This is a genomic window from Primorskyibacter sedentarius (assembly GCF_004342065.1).
In the GTDB taxonomy this organism is placed as follows: domain Bacteria; phylum Pseudomonadota; class Alphaproteobacteria; order Rhodobacterales; family Rhodobacteraceae; genus Primorskyibacter; species Primorskyibacter sedentarius.
In genome coordinates this window covers 72,765-98,856 of sequence record NZ_SLZU01000003.1, presented here as the reverse complement: position 1 = coordinate 98,856, position 26,092 = coordinate 72,765, and the positions used below count along the sequence as shown (strand labels likewise).

The following is a 26,092-nucleotide window of genomic DNA, read 5'->3' as shown; positions in this document are numbered from 1 at the left end:
CGATGCAGCGCATCCATACGTCCCGCGTCATCATCGTGGGGGCGGGGCTGGCGGCGCAATATGCCGCGCTGAAGCTTGCCCCGCATCCCGTCCTTATCATCTCTCCCGAAGCATTGGGCGAGGGGGCCTCCTCGGTCTGGGCGCAGGGCGGTGTTGCGGCTGCGATGGATCCGCTCGACAGCCCGGCGGCGCATGCGCGCGATACGGTCCGCGCCGGGGCGGGCACGGTCGATGCGCAGGTCGCCAGACAGGTCACGGCAGAGGCCCGTTCGCATATCCTTGACCTTACCGGCATGGGCGCGCCCTTCGACCGTGGCGGTGATGGCGGATACGTCCTGTCGCGCGAGGCCGCGCATTCCTTCGCCCGTGTCGTTCGCGTGCGGGGGGATCAGGCGGGGGCAGAGATCATGCGCGCGCTGACGGCGCAGGTCCGCGAGGCAGAGCATGTGCAGGTTCTCGAAGGCGTCATGGCCACGGGGCTGCGGGTGGATACCGGCACTGTGACCGGTGTCGAGGTTGCGCAGTGTCAGGCGGGACTGACGCAGGCCATTCTGATCCGGGGGGCAGCGGTGCTGCTTGCCGGGGGTGGCTCCGGTGGGCTCTACGCGCTCACAACCAACCCGCCCCGGATACGGGGGCAGGTGATCGGGATGGCGGCGCGGGCAGGGGCGCGCATTGCCGATGCCGAATTCGTCCAGTTCCACCCGACGGCGATTGCCTGCGGTCTGGACCCGGCACCGCTCGCGACCGAGGCGTTGCGCGGGGAAGGGGCCGTTCTGATCAACCGGCTGAATGAACGGTTCCTGAAAGATATCCACCCCGATGCCGAGCTTGCACCCAGAGACATTGTCGCCCGCGCGGTCTATGCCCAGACCCAAGCCGGGCTGGCGCCTGCGCTGGATACGCGCCAGGCGCTTGGCGCCCGGCTGCTGACAGATTTCCCAGCCGTGGCCGAGGCCTGCCGACAGTCGGGCCTTGATCCGCTGGCGGACCCGATCCCTGTCGCTGCGGCCGCGCATTACCACATGGGCGGGATCGCGGTGGACAGCGCCGGACAAAGCTCTTTGCCCGGGCTGTGGGTCTGTGGAGAGGCCGCGTCGACGGGGCTGCACGGGGCGAACCGGCTGGCCTCGAACGGGCTGCTGGAGGCGCTGGTCTATGGTCGGCGCTGCGCGGTGGAGATCGAACAGGCAATCGGCCGGGCGCCACGCGGCGCGGCAAAGCTGGCTCTGCCCGATCTGCCGCGCGCCGAAGAGCCAAGGCCCGACCTCGTAGCGCGTTTGCGACAAAGCATGACCGACGGCGCGGGCGTGATACGGCATTCGCTTGGCTTGCAGCGCACGCTTGACGACATAACCGTGATCGAGGCCGAACAGCCCGGTTGCGAGGCCCTTCACAACATGACCGCCACGGCGACGCTTATCGCCTTTGCGGCCTTGCGCCGCCGCGAAAGCCGGGGCGCGCATTTCCGCTCTGATTTTCCGCAGCCCGATGGTGCAGAGGGCGTCCGCTCATCCCTGACGCTCTCCGACGCGATGGCCCGCCGCCCTGATACCCGAATGGAACCGACATGACCTCTGCCCCTCTTCCCGACCTGATCCTGGAACCGCTGGTGCGTGCCGCCCTGATGGAGGATCTGGGCACCTATGGCGACATCACGACCCGAACAGTGATCCCCGAGGGCCGCCGTTACAGCGCGCTGCTGAACGCACGCGAGGCAGGCGTTGTGTCAGGCTTGCAGATCGCAGCGCTCGCCTTTCGTCTGGTCGATCCGACCCTTGTGATCACCGCACGGTTCAAGGACGGCGACCGCATCGCGCCCGGCGACCTGCTGATGAAGATCGAAGGCAGCGCGGCCGCCATCCTTTCGGCTGAACGGGTTGCTCTGAATTTCGCTGGGCGGCTGTCCGGGATTGCGACCCTCACCGCCGCTTTCGTCGCCGAAGCAGAGGGGACAAGGACCCGGATCACCTGCACGCGCAAGACGACCCCGGGATTGCGGCTTGTCGAGAAGCAGGCGGTTCTGCACGGGGGCGGCTTCAATCACCGTTTCTCACTGTCCGACGCAATCCTGATCAAGGACAATCACATCGCGGCGGCCGGGGGCATTCGCCCGGTTCTGCAGGCGGTCAAGGCGCGCGCCTCTCACATGATCCGGACCGAGATCGAGGTTGATCGGCTTGACCAATTGGCCGAAGTTCTGGACGAGGGGGGCGCGGATGTCGTGCTGCTGGACAACTTCGACACCCCCGACCTGTACGAGGCGGTTGGCATGAATGCAGGGCGGCTCGTGCTGGAAGCTTCTGGCAACATGCGGCAGGAGCGGATTGCAGAGGTGGCGGCGACCGGGGTGGATTATATCTCGTCCGGCGCGCTTACGCATTCGGCGCGGACGCTCGATCTGGGTCTGGATTTCTGATCCGGCACTGTGAGCCCATCGCGGCGCGGACCTTACGACGACGCGCTCACGATGGCATCCCGCCCCCGTACGACTTCAGCCATTCGGTTGGAGACGCATGTCGTCATGCAGCGCAACTGTCTGACGTTCGATCATGCGATGCACCGTCGGCAGGCCCGGCGCACGATGAAGCGCGCGAATGCGGTCCGACAGGGCGGCATCCGCATGGGTGCGGCGCTGGTTGTGGCGCACATATTCGCCCCAGGTGGGCACGTGGTAGCTTTCGCTCCAATGCTCTGGCTTTTCCAGATCCCGCAGCAAGGTCCATTGCTGGGCCCCGTCGCGGATCCGCACGCGGCGCCTTTCGCTCATGGCTTCGAGGAATTCCGAAACATCGCTTTGGTCGATGACATAATCCACCATGACCATCACCGGCCCGCTGCGATAGTTCAGGTCCAGCCGCAATGCCGGTTCGCGAAACCGGTTCAGCGGATCAAGATTGAGCGTGCCGAATTCCGGCAAGGGCAGGCGCATGCCGATAAACGCCCCGCCGACAAGCAGCACCAGCGCCCATGTCAGGGAGGTGCCGGGGTTGGAATGCTGCGCGATGGCCCCCCACAACCAGCTTCCTATCGCCATGCCGCCAAACGTGCCGGTCTGGAACAGGGCAAGGGCGCGGCCGACGACCCAGCGGGGGGTCGACAGCTGCACCGTCACGTTGAACATCGACATCGCCAGAACCCAGCAGGCGCCCCCCAGAAGCAGCGCCACCCCGCTGACCGGCGCGTATGGGCTGTGGCCGACGATCCCGCAACACAGCGCGAGGCCGAGAAAGGCACCGCGGGCGATCTGTTCGTTGATGAAGCGCGCCCGCAGATGTGCGTTCAGCAATGCGCCACCCACGGCGCCCGCGCCGAAACACCCCAGCATCGCGCCGTAAAGCAGCGCGCTTCCGTCCAGCGTGACACGCACGACCACGGGCAGAAGGGCCAGCAAGGCAACTCCTGACAGCCCGAAGAGAAAGCCGCGCAGGATCACCCTGATCAGGTTTGGCGACATCGCGACATAGCGCAGGCCCGCGGCAAAGGCGGAGCCCATCGGCTCGGGGGGCAGGCGGGTGTCGCGCACCGGGGCGCGCCAGCGGAACAGCGCCATGATGATCGCGATATAGCTGAGCGCATTGACCAGAAAGGCCGCCGCCGCCCCGGCAAGCGCCACGATAGCGCCGCCCGCCGCCGGCCCCACGCTGCGCATCAGGTTGAAGCCCATGCTGTTGAGCGACACGGCAGAGGGCAGTTCCTCGCGGCTGACGATATCGCCCATCGTCGCCTGCCAGGACGGGTTGTGCAGCGCCGTGCCGCACCCGATCAGAAAGGTGAAGGCCAGAAGCGACCAGGGGGTCAGCAGGCCGAAATAGGCAAGAACGGTCAGGACGATCGAGACCGCGAACATGAACCCCTGCGCGATCAGCATGACGAGGCGGCGATCGAAATTGTCTGCGAAGACGCCCGCCAACAGTGAAAACACCATGATCGGCAGTGTCACCGACCCCTGCACCAACGCCACCATCCGTTCAGAGCTGGAAAGCGAGGTCATCAGCCAGCCAGCACCGACAGCCTGCACCAGCCCGCCGAAGTTGGAGGCAAGTGCCGCCACCCACAGCATTCTGAAGGTTTGATTGCGGAACAGTACAAGCGGGGAGATTGTCTCGGGCACTTTGGTGATCCTGTATTCGTCAATCTTGACCAACCGATACGCCCGCACAGATGCGTGCACAAGGTTGGGGGGATTAGCGCGTGGCCCAACCAATCAACCCCGGTCTGCGGCGGGCGCAACTGCGGGCGTGGTGGGCGCATTGCCACGCGGGGGGCGTCAGGGCTGTTCGTCGAAGGTTCGGCAGACCTGCTTCCACGCATTGTTCAGATGTTCGCGCAGGGCGTCTTCGGCCGCGTCGGGGTCGCGTAGCAGAATGGCGTCGAAAATGCGGCGGTGCGCTTCGTAATTCGCCTCGTTCCTCTCTGGCAGGCGCGGCATCTGCGACCATTGCGGCTCGAGCCATGTGGAGTAGGCCTTGTGGATCGACGGAAGGACCGGGTTGCGCGAGATATCATACAGAACCCCATGGAACGCATTGTCGGTGCGGTAGAATTCGTCGCTGTCGGCAATGGCGGCCCTGTTCGCCTCCAGTGCGGATTTCAGCGCGGCGATATCTTCGCGATTGGCCTCTTTGGCGGCCTGCCGTACCAGCGCCGCCTCGATCATGATGCGTGTGTCAAACAGGTTTCTGACACCGGTCATGTTGTCCAGAAGATGGGTGGCCACCGATTCCAGCGCCGAGATTGCCGCCTCGTAACCGGGCTTGCGCACGATGGGGCGGTGGCGCGGGCGGGCAACCACAAGACCCTGCTTTGACAGGGACTGAACCGCCTCGCGCACGACGGTCCTGCTGATCCCCAACTCCTCCATCAGGCTGCGTTCGGCGGGCAGGGGAGAGCCGTCGCTGTACTCACCGGACTGGATTTTCGCCGAAAGCAGCCGGACCACCTCGTCAGATGCGCGGCTGTCCTTGCGGTCGGTGTCATGCTCCATATCCGGTCTCCGTGGTTGGTTGCGGCGTCATGTTATACCCATCACCATGTCAGCGCACCGGTCCCCCAGCATCATTGCGGGCGCCTGCGTGTTTCCTGCATTGATGTCGGGCATGGCGGACAGGTCACAGACGCGCAAGCCCTCAATCCCCCTGACGCGCAGACGCGGATCAAGCACCGCCATCGGATCGGTGTCGCGCCCCATGCGCGCGGTGCCAGCCGGGTGGTAATTCGTCTTCACAAAGCGTTTGCAATGCCTGCGCAGGGCGGCGTCGCTGTCATCATCCGGGGCGGGCAGCATCACGCGATCGATCCTCTCCGCCAGCGGTGACTGGGCAAAGGCGCGCAGGAAATACCTTTGGCCCCTGATCATTTCGGCCATATCCTCGGGCGCCTTCAGCAGATTGGGCGAAACCAGCGGCATGGCGGAGGGATCGGCAGAGGCAAGACGGACCTCGCCGCGCGACTTCGGTTTGACCACCACGGTCGTGACGGTCAGCCCGTGGCCATCCTCGACCAGATCGCGGGTGTCGCGGTCGACATAGACGATGGGCACGCAGAATGCCTGAATGGTCGGTTCGCCGTCCGGGTCGCAGGGATTGACGAACGCCCCGGCTTCCACCCCGGCAGAAGTGACCGGCCCGGTCCCGAACAGCTTGAACTGCAGCCCGTTGCGCAGCATGCGCCAGCCTTCGCCCTGCCGGTAATAGCCATATGGCCCGTTGACCCGCGCGGTGATCGGCACTTCCGGGTGATCGACAAGGTTCTGGCCGACGCCGGGCAGATCAACGCGGCAGTCGATCCCCATTTCGGCCAGGTGATCCGCCGGGCCGATCCCGGACAGCATCAGTAGCTTTGGCGTCACGAGAGATCCGGCCGCAAGGATAACCTCGCCCGCGCAGCGCACGCTATGAACGCGGCCCTTGTGGCGATAGCTGACACCCACCGCACGGCTGCCTTCGATGATGATCCGTTCCACCTCGGCCTCCAGCCGGACTGTCAGATTGGGGTTGTCTTCCTGCGGCGTGACATAGGCGTAGGCCGCAGAGGACCGTCGGCCGTTGCGGTTCATGAACTGGTAAAACCCCACCCCCCGTTGGGTGGGGCCGTTGAAATCATGGGTAAAGGGCAGGCCCAGCCCCTGCACCGCCTGCACGAACAGCCGAGAGAGCCCGTCGATGTGGCCGGGATCAGAGACCAGAAGCGGGCCTTCTGTTCCATGCCGCTCATCCTGAAGCCGATTATTGCCTTCCATCCGCCGGAAATGCGGCAACACGGCCTGCCAGCTCCAATCGACGGGATCGTTGCTGCCATGCAGAGCGGTGTTCCAGCCGTCATAATCGGATGGGCGCCCACGCATGTAGACCTGCGCATTGACGGAAGACCCCCCGCCCAGAACATGGCCCTGCGGTATGTCATGCACACGTCCGTCAAGATGCGCCTGCGGCACCGTCTTGTGGTAGCGCATGAACTTCGTGCCATTGATCATCTTGAAGATGCCCGGCGGCATATCCAGCAAAGGGTGCCGGTTGGAATAGCCCGCCTCCAACAAGAGCACGCGGGCATTGCCTTCTGACGCCAGACGCCCGGCGGCCACACAGCCGGCCGCGCCGCCCCCGATGACGATATGGTCGAATTCTTCTGACATTGTGATCCTTTTGGCTCTACCAAAAACAGCGTCTATCGGTTCGTTTAGCTTAAATATTGGCGGAAGTCGAAAAAATTCGTTGACGTTTCGCGGTTTTGATCTGATGTTGAGATTTCATTTGGTCATACCAAAAGGAATCGATTTTGCTTGATCTGGATTTTTCCGCCGACCGTCTGGATGCGGCAAATATTATCGGTGGTGGCTGGTGCGCCGCGACGCAAGGGGCGGTGATCGAGGTCGAAAACCCCGCCGACGAAACGGTGATCGGGACGGTTCCGGACAGCTCTGCCGAAGATGCCGCGCGCGCGGTCGAGGCGGCCCGGCGCGCGCAACCCGGATGGGCCGCTGTTCCGGCGGTCGAAAGAGGCCGCGCCGTGCGCAAGCTCGCCGGGTTGATCGCGGAACGCAGCGAGGATCTTGCCCGCCTGATCACGCGCGAGCAGGGCAAGCCCATCGGTCAGGCGCGGGGCGAGGTCGGCGCGACGGTCGGTTTCCTTGAATACGCGTCCGAGAACGCGCGCCGGATCGAAGGCGATATCATCGCATCGGACAATCGCGATGAAGAGATTCACATCCGCCGCCACCCCTACGGCGTCGTGGTCGGGCTGACCGCCTGGAATTATCCCGCAGCACTTGCAGCCCGCAAGCTTGGCCCGGCTCTGGTGGCAGGCAATGCCTTCGTGCTGCTGGCGCATGAGATCACGCCATTCTCGGGCCTTTTCATCGCGGCCCTGGCCGAGCAGGCGGGCATTCCGCCGGGGGTGGTGAACGTGGTGTCCGGGCGCGGGCCCATTGTGGGGCAGGCGCTGGTCGAACATCCGGGCACGGGCATGATAACCATGACCGGCAGCAATCGTGCGGGGCGAGAGATCTTTCGCACGGCGGCTGACGGGATGAAGGTCCTGCGGCTGGAACTGGGCGGCAAGGCCCCGTTCATCGTGCTGGAGGATGCCGATATCGACCGTGCGGTCGCGGCGGCTGTCACCGCGCGCTACACCAATTGCGGCCAGATCTGCACTTGCAACGAACGCATGTACCTGCACCGCGACATCGCCGACGAATTTCTTGAGAAATTCGTGGCCGCCTCGCGCGCGCTGACCATCGGGGATCCGATGACGGATCCGGGGATCGGCCCGAAGGTCAGCGGGACGGAAGTGGCCAAGGTGAAGTCGATCGTCGACGCGGCAGTCGCGGCCGGTGCCGAGGTTCTGCTGGAAGGTGGCCCCCTGACCGAGGGGCCATATGCCAAGGGTCATTGGTACGCGCCCACCGTTCTGTCGCTGGCAAACAACGACTCCCCCGTGATCGCGCAAGAGGTTTTTGGCCCTGTCGTGCCCGCGGTGCGCGTGGATGATTTCGACCATGCGCTACAGCTTGCCAATGACACCGAATACGGCCTGTCCGCCTATATCTTCACCCAGGATCACAGGCGCCTGATGCAGACGCCCTACCGGCTGAATTTCGGCGAAATCTACGTCAACCGCGCGAATGGCGAGCAATTCCAGGCGTTCCACAATGGCTGGGGCCATTCCGGGCTGGGCGGTGAGGACGGCAAATACGGTTTCGACGGGTATCTGCGAAAGCAGGCCCTTTACATGAACTGGGCCTGACCCGGTTCACCGCTGCCCGAGAGGAGCCGGGCAGATATCAACAGTGGAGGAAATCAGAATGAAACGACGTTTTATCGTGACGACGGCCCTTGCCGGGGCACTTGCACTTGGTGCCGGGATCGCAGGGGCAGAGACGCCGCCCCTGGCGCAGAAAGAGCGCTACAAGGTGGGTTTTTCGCAGATGGAGTCGAACAACCCGTGGCGTATTGCAGAGACTAAATCCTTTCATGACACCGCCGAAAGCTGCAACTGGGACCTGATCGCGACCGATGCCGCAGGCTCTGCCGCAAAGCAGGTCGCGGATGTGGATTCCATGATCGCGCAAGGCATTGACGTGTTGTTCCTTCCACCGCGCGAGGAAAAGCCGCTTTTGCCTGCAGTGATGAAGGCCAAGGCGGCGGGCATTCCGGTCTTCCTTGTGGACCGGTCGGTTGATCCGAACGTCGCCAAGGCGGGCGAGCATTTTGTTGCCTTCCTGGGGTCCGATTTCATTGATCAGGGCAAACGCGCGGCCGAGTGGTTGATCGAGAATTTTGACGGCGACAAGGGTGTGATTGTCGAGTTGGAAGGCACCACCGGGTCGTCGCCCGCGAATGACCGCAAGAAGGGCTTTGACGATCGCATCGCCGAGGATGACCGGTTCGAGATCGTGGCGAGCCAGACCGGCGACTTTGCCCGTGATCTGGGACGGCAGGTGATGGAGACGCTTCTGCAGGCCCATCCCGATGTGAACGTGGTTTACGCCCATAATGACGAGATGGCGATTGGGGCGATTCAGGCGCTTGAACTGGCCGGGCGCAAACCGGGCGAGGATGTGACCATCGTGTCCATCGACGGCACGCGGGACGCGCTGCAGGCCATTATCGACGGCAAGATGGGCGTGACGGTCGAAAGCTCTCCCTTCTTTGGGCCGCTGGCCTGCGAGGTGATGAACAAATACGCCGCGGGCGAGGAAATTCCGGGCTGGGTGCAGGTCGAAGACCGCATTTTCACGCAGGAAAACGCCGCCGATCACATCGACGAAGCCTATTGATCTTGCGAATGCCGGAGGGGGCAATCCCCTCCGGCTGCCCTAACTTGACGGAAACAGGATGACCGATCTCATCGAAATGTCCGGCATTGGCAAAGCCTTCGCCGGGGTGGTGGCGCTACGCGATGCCAGCCTCGCGATCCGGCCCGGCGAGGTGCACGCCATCATCGGCCAGAACGGTGCCGGAAAATCCACGCTGATCAAGATCCTCACAGGTGTTTACCGCCGGGATGAGGGCAGCGTGCAGATGGCGGGCGAGGATCTGACGATCTCGACCCCGCGCGAGGCACAGGACGCCGGAATTTCCACCATCTATCAAGAGCTCAGCCTGGTGCCGCTTCGCAGCGTCACCGAGAACGTGATGATGGGCTACGAGCCGCGCACGCGTCTGGGGCTGATCGACTGGAAAGCCGCACATGCCCGCACGCGCGAGATCCTCGCAAGGTTCGGCGTCGAGATTGATGTGACGCGCCAGCTTGGCCGGTATTCAACGGCGATCCAGCAGCTTGTCGCCATTGCGCGGGCAGTGTCGCTGGATGCACGGCTTGTCATCATGGACGAGGCGACCTCCTCGCTGGATGATCAGGAGATCGAGACGCTGTTTTCGGTCGTGCGGGAGTTGAAGAAATCCGGGGTAGCGGTTCTTTATATCTCGCATTTTCTCAGCGAGCTCTACGAGATCTGCGATCGCGTCACCATCATGCGCGATGGGCGGACGGTCGCAACGCATGAAGTGGCCCAGACGACGCGGCTTGGCCTTGTGTCGGAAATGCTGGGGCGCGATGCGAGCGAGATTGCGGCGGCCGGCCAGACGGCGCTGTCGGGGGAACGGTCAAAACCCGGGGCCACCTTGCTGGAGGTTGACGGGCTGGGCACGCGGACCGGGCTGCGCGACGTGTCCTTCGAGATCCGCAAGGGCGAGATCGTGGGCCTTGGCGGATTGCTGGGTTCGGGCCGGACGGAATCGGCCCGCGCGATCTTTGGCCTCGACAAGCTGCTGCGCGGAGAGGTTCGGCACCATGCCGCGCCGGTTATCGACACGCCCGCCCGGGCGATTGCGCTTGGGATGGGGTTCCTGACAGAGGATCGCAAGGCCGATGGCATCATCCCGCACATGTCCGTGCGCGAGAACATCACGCTTGCCCTGCTGCCAAGGCTGCGCCGTTTCGGTGCGGTCGACAGGGCGCGGGAGCGCGAGTTGGTGCAGGGGTATATCGACGCGCTGCAGATCAAGACCTCGGGGATGGAACAACCGATCCGCGAGCTTTCAGGCGGCAACCAGCAAAAGGTTTTGCTTGCGCGCTGGCTTGCGCTGGAGCCGGAGATCCTGATCCTTGATGAACCCACACGCGGCGTCGATGTGGGCGCGAAGTTCGAGATCCAATCGATCATTCGCAATCAGGTGGCCAAGGGGCTGGCCGTTTTGCTCATCAGCTCTGAATTCGAAGAGCTGGTGGAAGGGGCCGACCGCATCGTTGTGTTGCAGGACGGGTATTCGGTCACCGAATTGCAGAACCCCGGCATCACCGAAAGCGCCTTGATCGGCGCCATGGTCCACCATCACGAAAGGTTGGCGTCATGAGCATGGCATCGACTGTATGCAGCCAGTTCCGGTTTGATCCGGCCCGCCACGGTGCCCTTGCGGCGCTGGTGGTGATCCTTTGTTTCAACCTGATCGTCACGCCGAACTTTCTGCATACGCAGACATTGTTCGTGAATATCAGTCAGGTCGCGACAATCGCAATCGTGGCGATGGGGATGACGATTGTCATCGCGACAGGCGGGATCGATCTGAGCGTGGGCGCCATCATGGCCCTGTCCGGCGCGCTGGCGCCTCTCATCTTCCTGTCGCCCTTCGGGCTGGCCAACCCCGGCCTGGGACTGGCGGCGGCCATCATCATCCCGATCCTCGCCGCGCTGTGTTGCGGCATCTTCAACGGGGTCATGGTCAGCTATTTCAACGTCCAGCCCATCGTGGCAACGCTGATCTTCTTCATCTCGGGGCGCGGGTTGGCGCAGGTGTTGACCAATGGCAACCTGCAGACCATTTCCAACCCGTCCTTCAGCTATCTTGGCACCGGCAAGATTTTGGGCCTGCCCTTTCAGGGCTGGCTGGTTCTGGCAATCGCGCTGGTCCTGTGGTGGCTGGTCACGCGGTCCATGTTCGGGCGGCAATTGCTGGCCGTGGGGGGCAATGAACGCGCCGCGCGCCTGTCCGGCATTCCGGTCGAAAGGGTCAAGATCGGCGCCTATGTCATCTGCGCGGGCCTGTCGGGCCTTGCCGGGCTGATCGTGGTGGCCATCAACTCTGCCTCGGACGCGGCGCGGATCGGGTCCCTGATGGAGCTGGACGCGATTGCAGCGGCCGTCGTCGGCGGAACCCTTCTGCAAGGCGGGCGCGCCCCGATTTTTGGCGCCATTCTGGGCGCTGTGATCATCCAGTTGGTGAAATACACATTGCTGGCGAACGGCGTCGCCGATGAGGTGGCGCTGATCGCCAAGGCTGCGATCATCATCGGTGCCGTTTACCTGCAACAAGGCCGGAGGGACTGAACGATGCTCGACAATACCGCATTTGACCTGCGCCGCTATCTTCAGGGCGGCGGGCATTCCTATGGCGTCTGGCTTGCCCTGATTGCGCTGATCGTCTTTGGCGTGCTGCGTTACGAGAATTTCGGCGGTGCCTATAACATCTCGTCCTTTCTGAACTACAACGCGATGTTCATCGTGATCTCTGTCGGCATGTGCTTTGTCATCCTGACGGGCGGCATCGACCTGTCGGTCGGGTCCGTCGCGGCATTCACATCGGTGGTGGCGGCATACCTGTCGCCAATGGGTCTGCAGGTGGCGCTGCCGGGGGCGGTGCTGGCCGGGCTGGCTTTCGGGGCGCTCAACGCCTTCTTCGTGGTGGCGATGAACATACCGCCCTTCATTGCCACCCTGGCAACCATGCTGGGCGCAAAAGGCGGCGCCCTGGTGATTTCCGGCGCGCAGACGATTTCCATCGACTGGACATCGAACTTCACGAAACTTGGCATGGAACAGGTCTGGGGTATCCTGCCTTGGACGATTGTCATCACCGTGCTGGTCGTCGCCGCGTTGTGGATTGTGCTGGAACGCAGCTCTCTGGGGCGGGTCGTTCTGGCGATTGGCGGGGGGGAGGACGCATCCGCGATGATGGGTCTGAATGTCACCCGGGCCAAAGCCTTCGTCTATATCCTCAGCGGCGGATGCGCCGGGCTCGCCGGGGTGTTCTTGGCCTCGGGTTTTGGCGCGGGGCAGCCGCTGGAAGGCGTCGGCTGGGAGCTTTCGGCCATCGCCTCTGTCGTGGTTGGTGGCACGCTGCTGACCGGTGGGATGGGGTCGGTCACGGCAACCGTCGCGGGCGCATTGCTGCTGGGACTGGTATTCAACATACTGAACTTTGAAAACGGGCGCGGGACGATCAGCCTCAGCGCCTATTGGCAGATGGTGATCCGGGGAGGGTTCCTGTTCGCCGTCATCATCCTGCAAAGTCGCCTCGCACGTGCGGCACAAAAGGAGCTTCACTGATATGCCAAAGATCAGCCGGGTCGATGTCCGCCTGTTTGACGTCCCGTTGGCAGAGGTTCTGACCGATGCCAAACACGGGGATCACACCCATTTCGAACTGGTCACCGCGACCGTAACGCTGGAAGACGGTCGCGAAGGCACGGGCTACACCTATACCGGCGGCAAGGGCGGGCGCGCGATTGCGGCGATGATCGACCATGATCTTGCACCGTTTCTGACAGGCAAACCGGCGGATGATGTCGAAGCGCTGTATGACGCGATGCAATGGCACGTGCATTACGTGGCGCGGGGCGGGATCGCCTCTTTCGCGATCTCGGCGGTGGATATCGCGCTGTGGGATCTGCGGGGCAAGCAGACGGGCCGACCGCTTTGGAAAATGGCGGGCGCTGCCGGGGATCGCTGCCGGGCCTATGCGGGCGGGATTGACCTGAACTTTCCGCTGCCCAAGCTGCTGGACAGTATCAAAGGCTATCTCGACCGTGGCTTTGACGGGGTGAAGATCAAGATCGGACAACCCACGCTGGCCGAGGACGTGGCCCGCATCAAGGCCGTGCGCGAGCTGATCGGGCCGGATGTGACCTTCATGGTTGACGCAAACTATTCCATGGAAGAGGATCAGGCGATCGAGGCGGCCCATGCCTTCGCCCCCTATGACATCACCTGGTTTGAGGAGCCGATCATTCCCGACAACTACAAGGGTTATGGCCGGATCGCCGAGGCCACCGGAATGCCGCTGGCGATGGGCGAGAACCTGCACACGATCCATGAATTCGAACATGCGGTGGCAGAGGCCGGGCTAAGCTACCTTCAGCCTGACGCGTCGAATTGTGGCGGCATCACCGGGTGGTTGCAGGTCGCGGAATTGGGTCGTGCGCATGGCATCCCGGTCTGCAGCCACGGCATGCAGGAACTGCATGTCAGCCTCGTATCGGGGCAGGGGGGCGGCTGGATCGAGGTCCATTCCTTCCCCATCGACACATACACCACCCGCCCGTTGGTGGTCGAGGATCACAGGGCCGTCGCACCGGATACGCCTGGAACGGGCGTGGTGTTCGACTGGGACAAATTGCACGCAGCACATGAGGACATGCACAGATGACGACGATCAACGCCGCGTTCTACCGCGGAGACCGCACCTTCAAGGTTGAACAGACCGATGTCCCGCCCCCCGCTGCGGGCGAGGCGCAGCTGCGCATTGCCTATTGCGGCATTTGCGGCACGGACATGCACGTGTTCCATGGCAATATGGATGCGCGCGTGGGGCTGAACCGGATCGTCGGACACGAAATGTCCGGCGTGGTCGAGGCTGTGGGCGAGGGTGTAACCAACGTGACGCCCGGCCAGCATGTCGTCGTGCGCCCGCTGGACCCTTGCGGGGAATGCCCCGCCTGTCAGCGCGGGCACAGCCACATCTGTCACAAGCAGAAATTTCTTGGCCTTGATACGGATGGCGCGATGCAGGAGCTGTGGAACGCGCCTGCGCACACGCTCCACGTGCTGCCCGAGGGGATGCGGCTGGACCACGCCGCGCTGATCGAGCCGGTGGCCGTCGCCTGCCACGATGTGCGCATGGCCAACGTTCAGCCGGGCGAGGATGTGGTGGTGATCGGCGGTGGCCCCATCGGCGTTCTGGTCGCGATGGTTGCGCGTGACGCGGGCGGCAATGTCATCCTGTCAGAGGTGAACGAGACCCGTCTGGGCATTGCGCGCAAACTTGGCTTTGACACGGTCAATCCGGCGAAAGAGGACCTTAAGGCGGTGATCGAAGAGCGCACCGGCACCAAGGGCGCGGATGTGGTCTTTGAGGTGTCCGGCAGCCAGCCCGGTGTTGATGCGATGACGGCAGTGGCCGCCACGCGCGCGCGTATCGTCATGGTGGCCATCCACGCCACGAAGCCGCAGGTCGACATGTTCCAGTTCTTCTGGCGCGAGCTGAAGCTGATCGGTGCGCGGGTCTACGAGCCGCAGGATTACGACAAGGCGATAGAGCTTGTGGCAAGCGGCGCGATTGACGCCGAGACGGTGATCACCGATGTCAGCCCGCTGGGTGACATCCAGCAGGCGTTCGAAAGCCTCGATTCCAGCCCGACCGCATTGAAGAGCCTTATCAAGGTGGGAGAGGTCGCATGAGCGTGTTGTCCAGTTTCGATCTGTCCGGAAAGACCGCCGTTGTCACCGGCGCCAAGCGTGGGATTGGCCGCGGCATGGCCGAAGCACTGGCCGAGGCCGGGGCCGATATCGTGGGCGTCAGCGCCTCCCTGCAGCCGGGATCGGATGTGGAGCAGGCCGTCACATCGTTGGGGCGCAAGTTCACACCCTATCAATGCGACTTCTCTGACCGTGCAGCCGTGCAGGCACTGGCCGCGCAGCTTGACGCGGATGGGGTGAAGCCGGACATCCTGATCAACAATGCCGGCACGATCAAACGCAAGCCTGCGGCCGAACATCCCGACGACTGGTGGGACGAGGTGATCGAGGTCAACCTTTCGGCACAATTCGTGCTGAGCCGCGAGATCGGGCGCGGCATGATCGAACGGGGGAGCGGCAAAATCATCTTCACGGCCTCGCTGCTGACCTTTCAGGGGGGGATCACGGTGCCGGGCTATGCGGCCTCCAAGGGCGGGATTGGTCAATTGACCAAGGCGCTGGCCAATGAATGGGCGGGCAAGGGCGTGAACATCAACGCAATCGCGCCGGGCTATATCGCGACCGACAACACCCAGGCCTTGCAGGACGATCCCGACCGGTCGAAATCCATACTCGAACGTATCCCGCAGGGGCGTTGGGGGACCCCGAAAGACTTTGCCGGTCCGGTCGTTTTTCTTGCCTCTCCGGCCTCTGATTACGTCAACGGCGAAATCCTGACGGTCGACGGTGGCTGGATGGGCCGCTAAGCGCGGCATTTTTTACGCTGACTATTGAGCCGACGCGGTCGGGTTTTCCACGGCGCCGGCCGATGGGCTTGCGCGCTGGTCAGGCGCACAGAAGCGGCCTTTACTTTCGCGGTAAAGGACGATGGCGCGTGCCCGACGCATTGGGCACGGACGCGGCAGCCCATCATGCTTTGCGCAGTCCTGCACCCTCCCTGACATACGTCCTTAGCGTGGATCGCGAGTGCCTTCTGTCCTAGGCGGCGCAAGGCGGGAGGTGAGTTTGTGACCCAGAGCGTACGGCTCGGTTCAAGAAAACCCTGTTTGGCATCCTGACCATCAATCAACTTTATATGCATTAAAGTCAGTCTCTTATCCGAAATTTCACAGCGGACACAAAAAAATAGTCGACACGAATTAAAAAATAGTCGACGATTTATTCAAGATCAACGCACGATAAATTTGTATTCCGAAGGCGGGTAGCCGGGCGACCATGATGTCAGCATATCTGAACACACATTGCGGCTTTGCCGACAGCACGGCCGGGCCGGGACGGTTTCGTCCCCTGCAGACCGCGCGCCCAAGCCCGCGTCAGGGAGGCATGTCACAGATCGCGATGCGCGCCCCGAATGAATTCACGTAACCGCGGAAAGCCTTGGCTTGCGCGACCATGTTCCCGGCGTGACCCGTTTCGCGCCACAGCTCGGCTGACACTGAAAGGCCAATCGAATGTCCAAGATCGCTTCCATCGAACCTCTTTTGGCCCGCGTCGGCATCCGCAATCAGTTGCTGGTCAAGGTCACAACAGAGGATGGGCTGTTCGGTTGGGGGGAATCTGGCCTGTCCGCCCGCGAGGATGCCGTGGCCGCCGCTATCACCCATTTCGCGGAATTCCTTGTGGGCAAGGATTCACGCCAGATTGGCCGTATCTGGCAGGAAGCCTATCGCAGCCAGTATTTCGAAGGCGGGCGCGTGCTGACCGCTGCCATGTCGGCCATTGATATCGCCCTTTATGATATCCTTGGAAAGCGGCTGGAAGTGCCAGTCTACCAGCTGCTGGGCGGCAAGCAGCGCGACGAAATCCCGACCTTTCCAAGCTGCCAGGGCGCCACGATCGAGGAGTTGCTGGGCAAGGCGCGGGTGCTGGTGGATGCGGGCTGGGATTGCCTGCGGATCTATACTGGCGAGTTTGACGGCGATGCCACGTTTGATCCGCGCCAGAACCTGAACCGCGCGGTGAGGGAACTCGTCGCTATACGTGATGAATTTGGCCCCGATCTATGTCTTGGCATCGATCTGCATCACCGGCTGTCCATCGCGGAGACCGCGGATTTCCTGAACCGGTTGCCTGCAGGCACGCTCGATTTTCTGGAAGAGCCGATCCGGTGTCAGACGCCACAAGCCTACCGGACGCTGCGCGCGATGACCAATGTCCCCTTCGCGATCGGCGAGGAGTTCTCCTCCAAATGGGAGGCGGCGCCTTATATCGAAGAAGGGCTGACCCAGTATATGCGGCTCGATATCTGCAACATTGGCGGCTTCACCGAGGCGATGAAAGTCGCGGGCTGGTGCGAGCAGCATTACATCGACCTGATGCCGCATAACCCGCTGGGTCCGGTCTGCACGGCCGCGACGATCCATATGGCGGCTGCCGTGCCGAATTTCAGCTGGGTCGAGACGCGCCAGGGCCCCACAGAGAGCCTTGGCTTTCACGACCCCGAACTCTTTCCCGTCCAGATCCCGCTTGACGGGATCACCTACAAGGTACCCGACCGCCCCGGTCTGGGCGTCGAGGTGGACGAGGCGAAGATACGGGCCACCCGGCCCGAACATGTCGAACCGCCGCATCTGTCGCGGCCGGACGGCTCGGTCACCAACTGGTGAACCCAATCAACAAGGAGGAGGAAACCTGATGTTGACGAAGAGGAAGTGGACGACGCTGGCCAGCGTCATCGCGATTGCGGTGGCCGGACAGGCCGCCGCCTGGGAGGAAGCCCCGCAACTGGCCGAACAGGTCGCCGCGGGCAGTTTGCCGCCGGTTGATGAACGGCTGCCTGCCGAGCCACTCTTGATGGATGTGATCGAAGGGCCGGGCGAGTATGGCGGCACATTGCGCCGCGCCATTCTGGGCGGTGGCGACCAGCACAACATGGTGCGCACCATCGGCAGCGACAACATGGTGCGCTGGTCCCCGGACTGGAGCGAGGTTCGTCCCAATATCGCGAAATCCTGGGATGTGTCCGATGACGCCTCAAAATTCACCTTTCATCTGCGCGAGGGGATGAAATGGTCGGACGGCGCGCCGTTTACCGCCGATGACATCATGTTCTGGTACGAAGACGTTTTCAGCGATGCCGCATTGACGCCGAACAAGGATTCCACTTTTGTCGGGCCCGTCGGCCCGGTGAAGATTTCCAAGATCGATGATGTCACTGTCGAATTTGATTTCGGCGCGCCCAACGGATTGTTCCTTCAGGCGCTGGCTTATGGCTTTGGCTATCACGCCACCGCCTATCCCAAGCATTACCTCAGCCAGTTCATGCCAAAGTACAATGATGATGTGCAGGCGCTGGTAGAGGCGGAGCCGACCGTGGGGGACTGGGTGCAGCTCTTCAACCTCAAGGCAGGGCCGATGGACACGCCGCTGTTCTGGCAGAACCCGGACCGGCCGACGCTGCATGCCTGGCACCTGACCAATGCCTATGGCGCGACCGACCGCGTGATCGCAGAGCGCAACCCCTACTACTACAAGGTCGACAGCCAGGGGCAGCAGCTGCCTTACATCGACCGCATCACCTATGATCAGGTCGAGGATGTGGAGACGATCCTGCTGAAGGCCTTCAATGGCGAGATCGACTACATGCTGCGCCATCTGGGGCGCCCGTCGAACAAGGCCTCGCTGACTGACAACATGGAACGCGGCAAATACGGGTTCTTCGACGTGGGCGATCTGCCTGCGAATATCATGATCCTGATGATGAACCTCAACCATACCGACCCGCTGAAGCGCGAAGTTATCAACAACAAGGATTTCCGCATCGGGGTCAGCCACGCGATGAACCGGCAGGAAGTGATCGACCTGCTGTATTTCGGGGCAGGGACACCGGCGCAGACCGCGCCGCGCGAAGGTTCGGACCTTTATAAAGAAGAATACGCCAAGCAATATACCGAGTATGACACAGACCTTGCGAACGCGTATCTCGACAAGGTGCTGCCCGAAAAGGACGCGGATGGGTACCGTCTTGGCCCGGATGGCGAACGCTTCACCATGGTCTTTCTGGTGGCGGATGTCTTCGGCCTGCAATACCCCGACGCGATGGAGCTGATCGCAGGCTATGCCGCCGATGTCGGGCTTGATTTCCAGATCCGCACCACGGACCGGTCGCGCCTGATCGAGCTGCACACCTCGAATGATTTCGACGCCTATCTGTGGAATTGCTCGGGTGGTCAGGCGGATGCTTACCTGACGCCGATCTGCTACGTGCCGACGATTTCCAACTCTGTCAGCTGGGCGCGCGAATGGGCGGCCTGGGGGGTTGATCCTTCGACCGGCGAAGAGCCGCCGCAAGAGGTGAAGGACATCTTCGACACCTATAACCAGGTCCGCTCTGCCGCGACGCCGGAAGCTCAGAAAGAGCTGATGCAAAAGGTGCTGGACATGGCGGCCGAGCAGTTCTTCACCATCGGTATGGTACAGAATGACCCGGTCTTCGGCATCGCGCGGAACAATGTGCGCAATGTGCCCAACCCGCTGCCCATCGCCGGACAGCTGTGGTTCCCTGCGCCCTACACGGCGCAGATGTACTTCGAAGGTGGCACTAACCTGCCCTGACGCGAAGTACCTCCCGGGGGCGTCCGCTTCCCTCCCCAGCGGACGCCCCTATCCTGATCTGAACGGAGTGGCGATGATATGATCGGCTTCATCCTGCGGCGGGTTCTTTACATGGTCCCGACCGTGTTTCTGGTCTCTATCGTGACCTTCATCATCATCCAGTTGCCTCCGGGGGATTATCTGGACACGCTGGCGGCCGAGATGGGCGAGGCGGGTGCTGACAACACCGCCGTGGTCGAGCAATTGCGCGAACAGTACGGGCTGGGCCAGCCCATCTACCTGCAATACTGGAAATGGATGAGCGGCATCCTGCTGGAAGGCGATTTCGGCATCTCGTTCGAGAAAAACCTGCCTGTGACGGATGTGATCTGGGACCGGCTTGGCTGGACCTTCGCGATCTCTTTGCTGACGCTGGGCTTCATCTGGATCGTGGCGCTGCCCATCGGCATCTATTCTGCGGTGCGCAAATATTCGGTGGGGGATTACGTGGCCACGCTGCTTGGCTTCATCGGACTGGCCGTGCCAAATTTCCTGCTGGCGCTGGTGATGATGTACGTGGCCTTCAAGTATTTCGGCCAGTCGGTCGGCGGGTTGGTCAGCCCGGAATATCTTGATCAGCCGTGGAGCTGGGCAAAGTTCGCCAACCTGCTGCAACATATCTGGATGCCGGTTTTCGTCGTGGGCACCTCTGGCGCTGCGGCGCTGATCCGGATCATGCGCGCGAACCTGCTGGACGAGCTTTACCGGCCTTATGTTGTCACCGCCCGTGCCAAGGGCATGTCGGAATTTCAACTGCTGATGCGCTACCCGGTGCGCGTTGCGCTCAACCCGTTCATCTCGACCATCGGATGGATCCTGCCGACGCTGGTGTCGGGCGAAATCATCGTCGCCGTGGTGATGAACCTGCCCACCACCGGGCCGCTTCTTCTGCGGGCGCTGCTGGTGCAGGACATGTACCTGGCCGGTTCGCTGATCCTGATCGTGAGCATGCTGACCGTGATCGGCACGCTTTTGTCTGATGTCCTGCTTGCCTGGGTCGACCCGAGGATACGTTACCAATGACAGCCATCGATTCCGCATCCGAGGTGCAGGCGGCCGAGTCCGTCAAGACACCTGACCTGCTGGGCCCCTGGGCGCTGATGTGGCGGCAGTTCCGTCGCCACAAGATCGCCTATTTCAGCCTGTTTATCGTGGGGTTTGTCTATTTCGTCGCCCTGTTCGGAGAATTCCTCAGCCCTGCCGATTACCTCAAGACCAACACCCGCGCGCCCTTTGCGCCGCCGCAGGGCATCCATTTTCTTGCACCGGACGAGGATGGCGACAGCCGGTTCCTGTTGCATGCGCGCGGCTTGAAGATGGAGATTGACCGCGAAGCGATGCGCCGCCATTTCGTGGAGGATCCGGAAAAGGTGATCCCTCTGGGTTTCTTCGTGAAAGGCCACGAGTACAAGCTGCTTTGGCTGATGCCCACGAACCGGCATTTCTTTGGCCCGATCGACCCCAAACAGAAGGTCTATTTCCTGGGCGCTGACCGGCTGGGCCGCGATATCCTCAGCCGGATCATCATGGGCACGCGCATTTCCATGTCCATCGGGCTGGTGGGCGTCGCGGTGTCCCTGATCGTAGGGGTCAGCCTTGGCGGCATCTCGGGTTATTACGGTGGCTGGATCGACAACCTGATCCAGCGCGTGATCGAATTCCTGCGTTCCATCCCGACCATTCCGCTCTGGATGGGGCTGGCCGCGGCCATCCCGCTCGACTGGCCGCCGCTACGGACCTATTTCGTGGTCACGCTGATCGTGTCGATGATCGGGTGGACGACGCTGGCGCGCGAGGTGCGGGGCAAATTCCTGTCGCTCCGGCACGAGGATTTTGTCGTTGCCGCCCGGCTGGACGGGCTGTCGGACTGGGAGATCATCCGCAAGCATCTGGTTCCCAGTTTTGCCAGCCACATCATCGCGTCTCTCACGCTTGCCGTGCCGCTGATGATCCTGGCCGAAACCTCGCTGTCGTTCCTTGGCATCGGATTGCAGCCGCCCATCGTTTCCTGGGGTACGTTGCTGAAAGAGGCCCAGAACATCCGCACGATCATCGAGGCCCCCTGGCTGCTAATCGCCCCCGGCACGACGATCGTGGTCGCCGTGCTTGCCCTCAACTTCCTGGGAGACGGCCTTCGCGATGCCGCAGATCCATATGCAAACTGACACACCGATGATCGAGATCCGCGGGCTGAAAACCCATTTCTTCACCGATGACGGGCTGGTCAAGGCGGTGGAGGGTGTGGATCTGGATATTCACCCCGACCGGACGCTGTGCCTGTTGGGAGAGTCCGGTTGCGGCAAGTCGATCCTGGCGCGGTCCATCCTGCGGATCGTCGATGCGCCGGGGCGGATCACCGGCGGCAGCATCCTGTACCATGCCGCTGACGGGCGCACGGTGGACCTTGCCCGCGCGCGGGCGGGATCGCGGGAGTTGCGATCCATCCGGGGCAGCGACATCTCGATGATCTTTCAGGAACCGATGAGCTCTCTGGGGCCGATCCAGAAGATCGGCAAGCAGATCACCGAAACGATCCTGCTGCACCGGCAGGTGACCAAGGCCGAGGCCCGCGAAGAGGCGATCGACATGCTGGCCCGCGTCGGCATTCCGCGCCCGGCGGAACGGTTCGAATCCTACCCGTTCGAGCTGTCCGGCGGCATGCGCCAACGGGCGATGATCGCCATGGCACTGTCCTGCCAGCCGCGCCTTCTGATCGCGGATGAACCGACCACGGCGCTGGATGTGACCACGCAGGCGCAGATCCTCGATCTGATCGCGGAGCTGAAGGTAGAGCTCAACATGGCGGTGATGCTGATCACCCATGATCTGGGCGTGGTGGCCGAGGTCGCGGATGACGTTGCGGTCATGTATATGGGCAAGATCGTCGAGAAATCGGATGTTTACGGCCTCTTCGAGAACCCGTTGCATCCCTATACACGGGCGCTCCTGGACTCTGTGCCCCGCATCGGCATGACATCAAAGGCACGGCTTCCCGCGATCCGGGGCATGGTCCCGCATCCGCTGGCGCGCCCCTCTGGCTGCACGTTCCGCACCCGGTGCGATCATTTCATGCAAGGCACCTGTGACCTGCGCGAACCCCGGCTGCGGCCGGTGGGGCGGTGCGAAGTGGCCTGTTTCCTGCACAGCGAGGCGCCCGCCGATGTCTGAGACCATCCTTGAAGTTCGCGAGCTGACCAAGACATTCGGCGCTGCCAGCGGTGGGCTTTTGTCGAAAAAGACCGATGGGTTTGTCGCGGTGGATTCAGTCTCCTTTGACGTGCTGCGCGGCGAGACCTTTGGCATTGTGGGCGAAAGCGGCTCTGGCAAGACAACGCTGGGGCGCTGCATCCTTCGCGTGCATGACCCCAGTTCCGGCAGCGTGACCTTCACCCCGAAGGAAGGGGAAGCGCTGGACCTGGCCGACGCGCCGCTGGATCAGTTGCGCAAGGCATGGCGCAAGCTGCGGATGATCTTTCAGGACCCGCAGGCCTCGCTCAACCCGCGGCTGCGGGTGATCGACGTGGTCGGGCAGGCCTTGCAGAAATCCGAAGGGCTGAAAGGCAAGGCGCTGGCTGAGCGGGTGGGCGGGCTTCTTGAAAGCGTGGGGCTGCGGCGCGAATTCATGCACCGTTATCCCAACGCCTTTTCCGGCGGTCAGCGGCAGCGTCTGGGAATTGCGCGGGCGCTGTCGACAAACCCGGAACTGGTGGTCGCGGACGAGGCCGTCTCGGCGCTGGATGTCTCGATTCAGGCGCAGACGCTGAACCTCTTGCAGGACCTGCAGGAGGAATACGCGCTGACTTTCCTTTTCATCGCGCATGATCTGGCGGTGGTGGAACATATCTGCGACCGCGTGGCGGTGATGTATCGCGGACAGTTTGTCGAGGTGGCAGAGACCGCCGCGCTGTTCGGAACGCCCCGGCATCCCTATACCCGTGCCCTGCTGGACGCCGTCCCGGTCGCGGACCCCCGCAAGCGCCGTCGCGGCGCAGGCGCTGCCGAGCCTGTCGATGTGGGGGCGCCCACCAAGGGCTGCCGCTTTGCGCCACGTTGCCCCCATGCCACCGAGATTTGCCAGACGACCCGTCCGCCATTGCGCAACATCTCGGGCGCGGACGTGCTGTGCCATTTCGCGGGGGAAATCTGAAAATGCCGCAGCGCAGACTGGTGTGTAAAAGGGGGCGTCTCTATAGTGGCTGCTGATCGACAAAAACGGGCGAAACGAATGGCAAATGACGGCGGCGCGGAAGAAACCTCGTTATACGATGCGATCCTTGACGACATCTACGAAGGACGTCTGGCCGGGGGCCAGCGGCTGAAAGTGTCCGAGCTTGCCGCGCGGTTCGGGATAAGCACCAGCCCCGTGCGCGAGGTATTGCGCCGGATGCAGGGCGAGGGGTTTGTCCAGATCCACCCCAATCGTGGTGCCACGATCCGCCCGACGGATGCCGGGTTTCTTCAGAACGTGTTCGAGGTGCTCCAGATGCTGGAGCCCTATTTCGTGACGTGGTTCGCCGATTATGCCTCCAAGGAGATGGTCGACGAACTGGAGGCGATACAGAAGCAGATCCACGAAACACCCCATGGAGAACAGCGCGCTTTCCGGCGGCTGGATTTTCAGTTCCACGAGGTGTTCAGCCGCAACCATTACAACCAGACAGCCGCCGAGATGTGGCACAATCTGCGCACGTCCCTGAACGTTCAGGCCGCACGGTTGCGCATATCGCCCACCCGCTACGAGACGATCATGCAAGAGCATGACGAGCTGGTCGCCGCCTGCCGTGATCACGATTCTGCGCGGGCACATTCGGTCATCTGCAAGCATGTAGGCGGGTCGTTTGTGCAGATGTCACAGCAGATACGGGCGTTGGGCCTTTCGCAGAATACGTCTTTCTGAGCGCCAGCCCTTTTCTGGTGGCATGGCCACGTCGCCATGGGTCAGGGGCGGCCTGTCCAAGGCTTTCCGGGGCTGGCCCGCGCCTGTTCGCCGTGGTCGATTGGCACGCTGACCGGCCCAGACAGATCCAAGAACGATAACGGCGCCAAGCGCTTGTACCGGGCTCAGCGCCTCGCCGAGCCAGATCCAACCCAAGGCAACCGCTGTCACGGGGCTCATCATGCCCAGCATGGAAACTGCGCCGGGTTCAAGCCGCGCCACACCGCGAAACCAAAGCCAATAGGTCAGCGCGGCCCCGACCAGTCCCAGCCAGGCAAGGGCGGCCAGGTTGGTGCCTGTCAGCGCGGGCAGGGGTGGTTCCAACACGAAGGCAAGTGGCAGTAACAGAACGCCGCCAAGGGTAAGCTGCCACGCCGTGAAGCTGAGCGCAGAGACCGGAGGCTGCCATTTCCGGCTGAGCACGGTGCCTGCGGCCATGGAGGCGGCCCCGCCGATCCCGGCGGCGATCCCGATCGGGTCCAGTGATGCGTCGGGGCCCAGCAACAGCAGGGCAACACCCAACACTCCGAACAGCGCGGCGAGCACGGCAAGCGCGCGGACAGGCGTACCAAGGAAGCCGCGCGCCAGCCCGATCACGATCAGCACCTGAAGCGATCCAAGCGTCGCGGCAACCCCCCCGGGAAGCCTGTAGGCTGCAACGAAGAGAAGCGTCCAGAATATGGCGAAGTTCAGCGCCCCAAGGGCGAAGGCCCGCCCCAGCCACGCCTTTGGCGGCAGGCACCGGGTCAGGGCGAGCAGCAGCAGACCCGCAGGCAGCGCCCGCAGGACAGCGAGGGTGACAGGATACCCGTCCGGCAGGCCTTGGGTCGTGACAAGGTAAGTGCTGCCCCAGATCGCAGGCGCGATGGCGGTCAGAAGAATGTCGCGGGTCATCAGGCAACCTCCCGTAGGGACGGCGCTTTGGCGAGACGCGCGGCAAGGTCTGCGACATGGGCGCCTTGAAATTGCGCCCCGGCCAGATCGGTTGCAGTGGGCGAAAGCGTGCCATCGGCCCCGGCAATCGTCCCCGCACCGTAGGGGGCACCCCCGATGATGCCATCGCGAGAGGTCTGCCCGGAAAAGGAATAGGGAAGCCCCGCGATCAACATGCCGAAATGCTGCAAGGGGATCTGCGTCGACAGCAGCGTCGCTTCGTGGCCCCCATGCTGCGAGCCGGTGGAGGCGAAGACCCCGGCCACCTTGCCAACAAGCGCGTTCTGCGCCCAGAGCCCCCCGGCCTGATCGAGGAACTGTTTCATTTGCGAAGCCATCATGCCGAACCGTGTGGGTGTGCCAAACAGGAAGCCGTTATATCGGGCCAGATCGCCAGGGGCGGCCTCTGGCGTTTCATCATCGACATATCCGGCCGAGCGGCGGATTTCTTCAGGCACGGTTTCGGGAACGCGCCGCAGATCCACCGTCGTTCCGGGAACGCTCAGCGCGCCTTGCGCCTCGGCCTTTGCAAGCGCGCGGACATGGCCGTAGCTGGAGTAATAAAGTACAAGAATTCGGGTCATGAGATCCTCTCGGGCATGGGTTGCGATGCCGGGAAGATCGGTGATCAGGCGCGCGGGAATAACCGGCTCAAG

Annotated in this window: 22 protein-coding genes; 17 read left to right on the top strand and 5 right to left on the bottom strand. The window is 62.8% G+C overall.

Translation table 11 applies throughout. From position 1 onward, the window contains the following. Positions 1-2 precede the first annotated feature (2 nt). Positions 3-1,574 (top strand): L-aspartate oxidase, encoded by a 1,572-nt coding sequence (locus EDD52_RS06710; protein ID WP_132243160.1) that lies wholly within the window; start codon positions 3-5, stop codon positions 1,572-1,574. After that, positions 1,571-2,419, top strand: coding sequence for a carboxylating nicotinate-nucleotide diphosphorylase (gene nadC / locus EDD52_RS06705; RefSeq protein WP_132243158.1), 849 nt, complete (start codon positions 1,571-1,573; stop codon positions 2,417-2,419). The genes EDD52_RS06710 and nadC overlap by 4 nt, the downstream gene beginning before the upstream one ends. A gap of 75 nt (positions 2,420-2,494) precedes the next feature. On the opposite strand, the gene EDD52_RS06700 is transcribed toward nadC, so the two are convergent. The 3 genes from EDD52_RS06700 to EDD52_RS06690 all read right to left on the bottom strand — a co-directional run bounded on the left by EDD52_RS06700 (position 2,495) and on the right by EDD52_RS06690 (position 6,634). Then, entirely contained in the window at positions 2,495-4,114 is a 1,620-nt protein-coding gene (locus tag EDD52_RS06700) for an MFS transporter (protein WP_132243156.1), read from the bottom strand. Positions 4,115-4,270: 156 nt separating this feature from the next. After that, positions 4,271-4,987: an FCD domain-containing protein gene (locus EDD52_RS06695; protein ID WP_132243154.1), complete on the bottom strand. Its 717-nt coding sequence runs from the start codon at positions 4,985-4,987 to the stop codon at positions 4,271-4,273. A 27-nt stretch (positions 4,988-5,014) separates the two neighbouring features. Next, complete coding sequence (locus EDD52_RS06690) at positions 5,015-6,634, bottom strand: GMC family oxidoreductase (protein ID WP_132243152.1); 1,620 nt, start codon at positions 6,632-6,634, stop codon at positions 5,015-5,017. Positions 6,635-6,777: 143 nt separating this feature from the next. On the opposite strand from EDD52_RS06690, the gene EDD52_RS06685 reads away from it, so the two are divergent. From EDD52_RS06685 to EDD52_RS06615, 15 genes are all read left to right on the top strand, one after another. After that, entirely contained in the window at positions 6,778-8,244 is a 1,467-nt protein-coding gene (locus EDD52_RS06685; protein WP_243651861.1) for an aldehyde dehydrogenase family protein, read from the top strand. Positions 8,245-8,302: 58 nt separating this feature from the next. Then, positions 8,303-9,277 (top strand): ABC transporter substrate-binding protein, encoded by a 975-nt coding sequence (locus EDD52_RS06680; protein ID WP_132243150.1) that lies wholly within the window; start codon positions 8,303-8,305, stop codon positions 9,275-9,277. A gap of 58 nt (positions 9,278-9,335) precedes the next feature. Further along, on the top strand, positions 9,336-10,856 hold the full coding sequence (locus EDD52_RS06675; RefSeq protein ID WP_243651860.1) for a sugar ABC transporter ATP-binding protein: 1,521 nt from the start codon (positions 9,336-9,338) through the stop codon (positions 10,854-10,856). After that, positions 10,853-11,827 carry an ABC transporter permease gene (locus tag EDD52_RS06670; RefSeq protein ID WP_132243148.1) on the top strand — a complete coding sequence of 325 codons (975 nt, stop codon included), beginning with the start codon at positions 10,853-10,855 and terminating at the stop codon, positions 11,825-11,827. Before EDD52_RS06675 ends, EDD52_RS06670 begins: the two co-directional genes overlap by 4 nt. 3 nt (positions 11,828-11,830) lie before the next feature. Then, entirely contained in the window at positions 11,831-12,826 is a 996-nt protein-coding gene (locus EDD52_RS06665; protein WP_132243146.1) for an ABC transporter permease, read from the top strand. A gap of 1 nt (position 12,827) precedes the next feature. Next, on the top strand, positions 12,828-13,925 hold the full coding sequence (locus tag EDD52_RS06660) for a mandelate racemase/muconate lactonizing enzyme family protein (protein ID WP_132243144.1): 1,098 nt from the start codon (positions 12,828-12,830) through the stop codon (positions 13,923-13,925). After that, positions 13,922-14,956 carry a zinc-dependent alcohol dehydrogenase gene (locus tag EDD52_RS06655; protein WP_132243142.1) on the top strand — a complete coding sequence of 345 codons (1,035 nt, stop codon included), beginning with the start codon at positions 13,922-13,924 and terminating at the stop codon, positions 14,954-14,956. Before EDD52_RS06660 ends, EDD52_RS06655 begins: the two co-directional genes overlap by 4 nt. A gap of 2 nt (positions 14,957-14,958) precedes the next feature. Further along, positions 14,959-15,720, top strand: coding sequence for an SDR family oxidoreductase (locus EDD52_RS06650; protein ID WP_132243687.1), 762 nt, complete (start codon positions 14,959-14,961; stop codon positions 15,718-15,720). A 705-nt stretch (positions 15,721-16,425) separates the two neighbouring features. Further along, entirely contained in the window at positions 16,426-17,580 is a 1,155-nt protein-coding gene (locus EDD52_RS06645; protein WP_132243140.1) for a mandelate racemase/muconate lactonizing enzyme family protein, read from the top strand. 28 nt (positions 17,581-17,608) lie between these two features. Continuing rightward, positions 17,609-19,528: an ABC transporter substrate-binding protein gene (locus tag EDD52_RS06640; RefSeq protein WP_165907472.1), complete on the top strand. Its 1,920-nt coding sequence runs from the start codon at positions 17,609-17,611 to the stop codon at positions 19,526-19,528. 78 nt (positions 19,529-19,606) lie between these two features. Further along, complete coding sequence (locus tag EDD52_RS06635; RefSeq protein ID WP_132243136.1) at positions 19,607-20,590, top strand: ABC transporter permease; 984 nt, start codon at positions 19,607-19,609, stop codon at positions 20,588-20,590. Then, entirely contained in the window at positions 20,587-21,732 is a 1,146-nt protein-coding gene (locus tag EDD52_RS06630) for an ABC transporter permease (protein WP_132243134.1), read from the top strand. Before EDD52_RS06635 ends, EDD52_RS06630 begins: the two co-directional genes overlap by 4 nt. Further along, the gene (locus EDD52_RS23935) at positions 21,722-22,735 is read left to right on the top strand and encodes an ABC transporter ATP-binding protein (RefSeq protein ID WP_132243132.1); all 1,014 of its coding nucleotides are present in this window, start codon (positions 21,722-21,724) and stop codon (positions 22,733-22,735) included. Before EDD52_RS06630 ends, EDD52_RS23935 begins: the two co-directional genes overlap by 11 nt. Then, positions 22,728-23,714, top strand: coding sequence for an ABC transporter ATP-binding protein (locus EDD52_RS23930; RefSeq protein ID WP_132243130.1), 987 nt, complete (start codon positions 22,728-22,730; stop codon positions 23,712-23,714). Before EDD52_RS23935 ends, EDD52_RS23930 begins: the two co-directional genes overlap by 8 nt. 78 nt (positions 23,715-23,792) lie before the next feature. Next, positions 23,793-24,464 carry a GntR family transcriptional regulator gene (locus EDD52_RS06615; protein WP_132243128.1) on the top strand — a complete coding sequence of 224 codons (672 nt, stop codon included), beginning with the start codon at positions 23,793-23,795 and terminating at the stop codon, positions 24,462-24,464. Here the strand turns inward: EDD52_RS06615 and EDD52_RS06610 are convergent. Beyond that, positions 24,417-25,397 (bottom strand): DMT family transporter, encoded by a 981-nt coding sequence (locus tag EDD52_RS06610; RefSeq protein ID WP_132243126.1) that lies wholly within the window; start codon positions 25,395-25,397, stop codon positions 24,417-24,419. The genes EDD52_RS06615 and EDD52_RS06610 overlap by 48 nt on opposite strands. Further along, a complete protein-coding gene (gene wrbA, locus EDD52_RS06605; RefSeq protein ID WP_132243124.1) occupies positions 25,397-26,020 on the bottom strand; it encodes an NAD(P)H:quinone oxidoreductase in 624 nt (207 codons plus the stop codon). The genes EDD52_RS06610 and wrbA overlap by 1 nt, the downstream gene beginning before the upstream one ends. Between the last annotated feature and the right edge of the window lie 72 nt (positions 26,021-26,092).

Bases quoted from the DNA above. Each gene is read 5' to 3' on its own strand.
- EDD52_RS06710 (WP_132243160.1), top strand. From the start codon at position 3: ATGCAGCGCATCCATACGTCCCGCGTCATCATCGTGGGGGCGGGGCTG.
- nadC (WP_132243158.1), top strand. From the start codon at position 1,571: ATGACCTCTGCCCCTCTTCCCGACCTGATCCTGGAACCGCTGGTGCGT.
- EDD52_RS06695 (WP_132243154.1), bottom strand. From the start codon at position 4,987: ATGGAGCATGACACCGACCGCAAGGACAGCCGCGCATCTGACGAGGTG.
- EDD52_RS06690 (WP_132243152.1), bottom strand. From the start codon at position 6,634: ATGTCAGAAGAATTCGACCATATCGTCATCGGGGGCGGCGCGGCCGGC.
- EDD52_RS06680 (WP_132243150.1), top strand. From the start codon at position 8,303: ATGAAACGACGTTTTATCGTGACGACGGCCCTTGCCGGGGCACTTGCA.
- EDD52_RS06675 (WP_243651860.1), top strand. From the start codon at position 9,336: ATGACCGATCTCATCGAAATGTCCGGCATTGGCAAAGCCTTCGCCGGG.
- EDD52_RS06670 (WP_132243148.1), top strand. From the start codon at position 10,853: ATGAGCATGGCATCGACTGTATGCAGCCAGTTCCGGTTTGATCCGGCC.
- EDD52_RS06665 (WP_132243146.1), top strand. From the start codon at position 11,831: ATGCTCGACAATACCGCATTTGACCTGCGCCGCTATCTTCAGGGCGGC.
- EDD52_RS06660 (WP_132243144.1), top strand. From the start codon at position 12,828: ATGCCAAAGATCAGCCGGGTCGATGTCCGCCTGTTTGACGTCCCGTTG.
- EDD52_RS06655 (WP_132243142.1), top strand. From the start codon at position 13,922: ATGACGACGATCAACGCCGCGTTCTACCGCGGAGACCGCACCTTCAAG.
- EDD52_RS06645 (WP_132243140.1), top strand. From the start codon at position 16,426: ATGTCCAAGATCGCTTCCATCGAACCTCTTTTGGCCCGCGTCGGCATC.
- EDD52_RS06640 (WP_165907472.1), top strand. From the start codon at position 17,609: ATGTTGACGAAGAGGAAGTGGACGACGCTGGCCAGCGTCATCGCGATT.
- EDD52_RS06635 (WP_132243136.1), top strand. From the start codon at position 19,607: ATGATCGGCTTCATCCTGCGGCGGGTTCTTTACATGGTCCCGACCGTG.
- EDD52_RS06630 (WP_132243134.1), top strand. From the start codon at position 20,587: ATGACAGCCATCGATTCCGCATCCGAGGTGCAGGCGGCCGAGTCCGTC.
- EDD52_RS23935 (WP_132243132.1), top strand. From the start codon at position 21,722: ATGCAAACTGACACACCGATGATCGAGATCCGCGGGCTGAAAACCCAT.
- EDD52_RS23930 (WP_132243130.1), top strand. From the start codon at position 22,728: ATGTCTGAGACCATCCTTGAAGTTCGCGAGCTGACCAAGACATTCGGC.
- EDD52_RS06615 (WP_132243128.1), top strand. From the start codon at position 23,793: ATGGCAAATGACGGCGGCGCGGAAGAAACCTCGTTATACGATGCGATC.
- EDD52_RS06610 (WP_132243126.1), bottom strand. From the start codon at position 25,397: ATGACCCGCGACATTCTTCTGACCGCCATCGCGCCTGCGATCTGGGGC.
- wrbA (WP_132243124.1), bottom strand. From the start codon at position 26,020: ATGACCCGAATTCTTGTACTTTATTACTCCAGCTACGGCCATGTCCGC.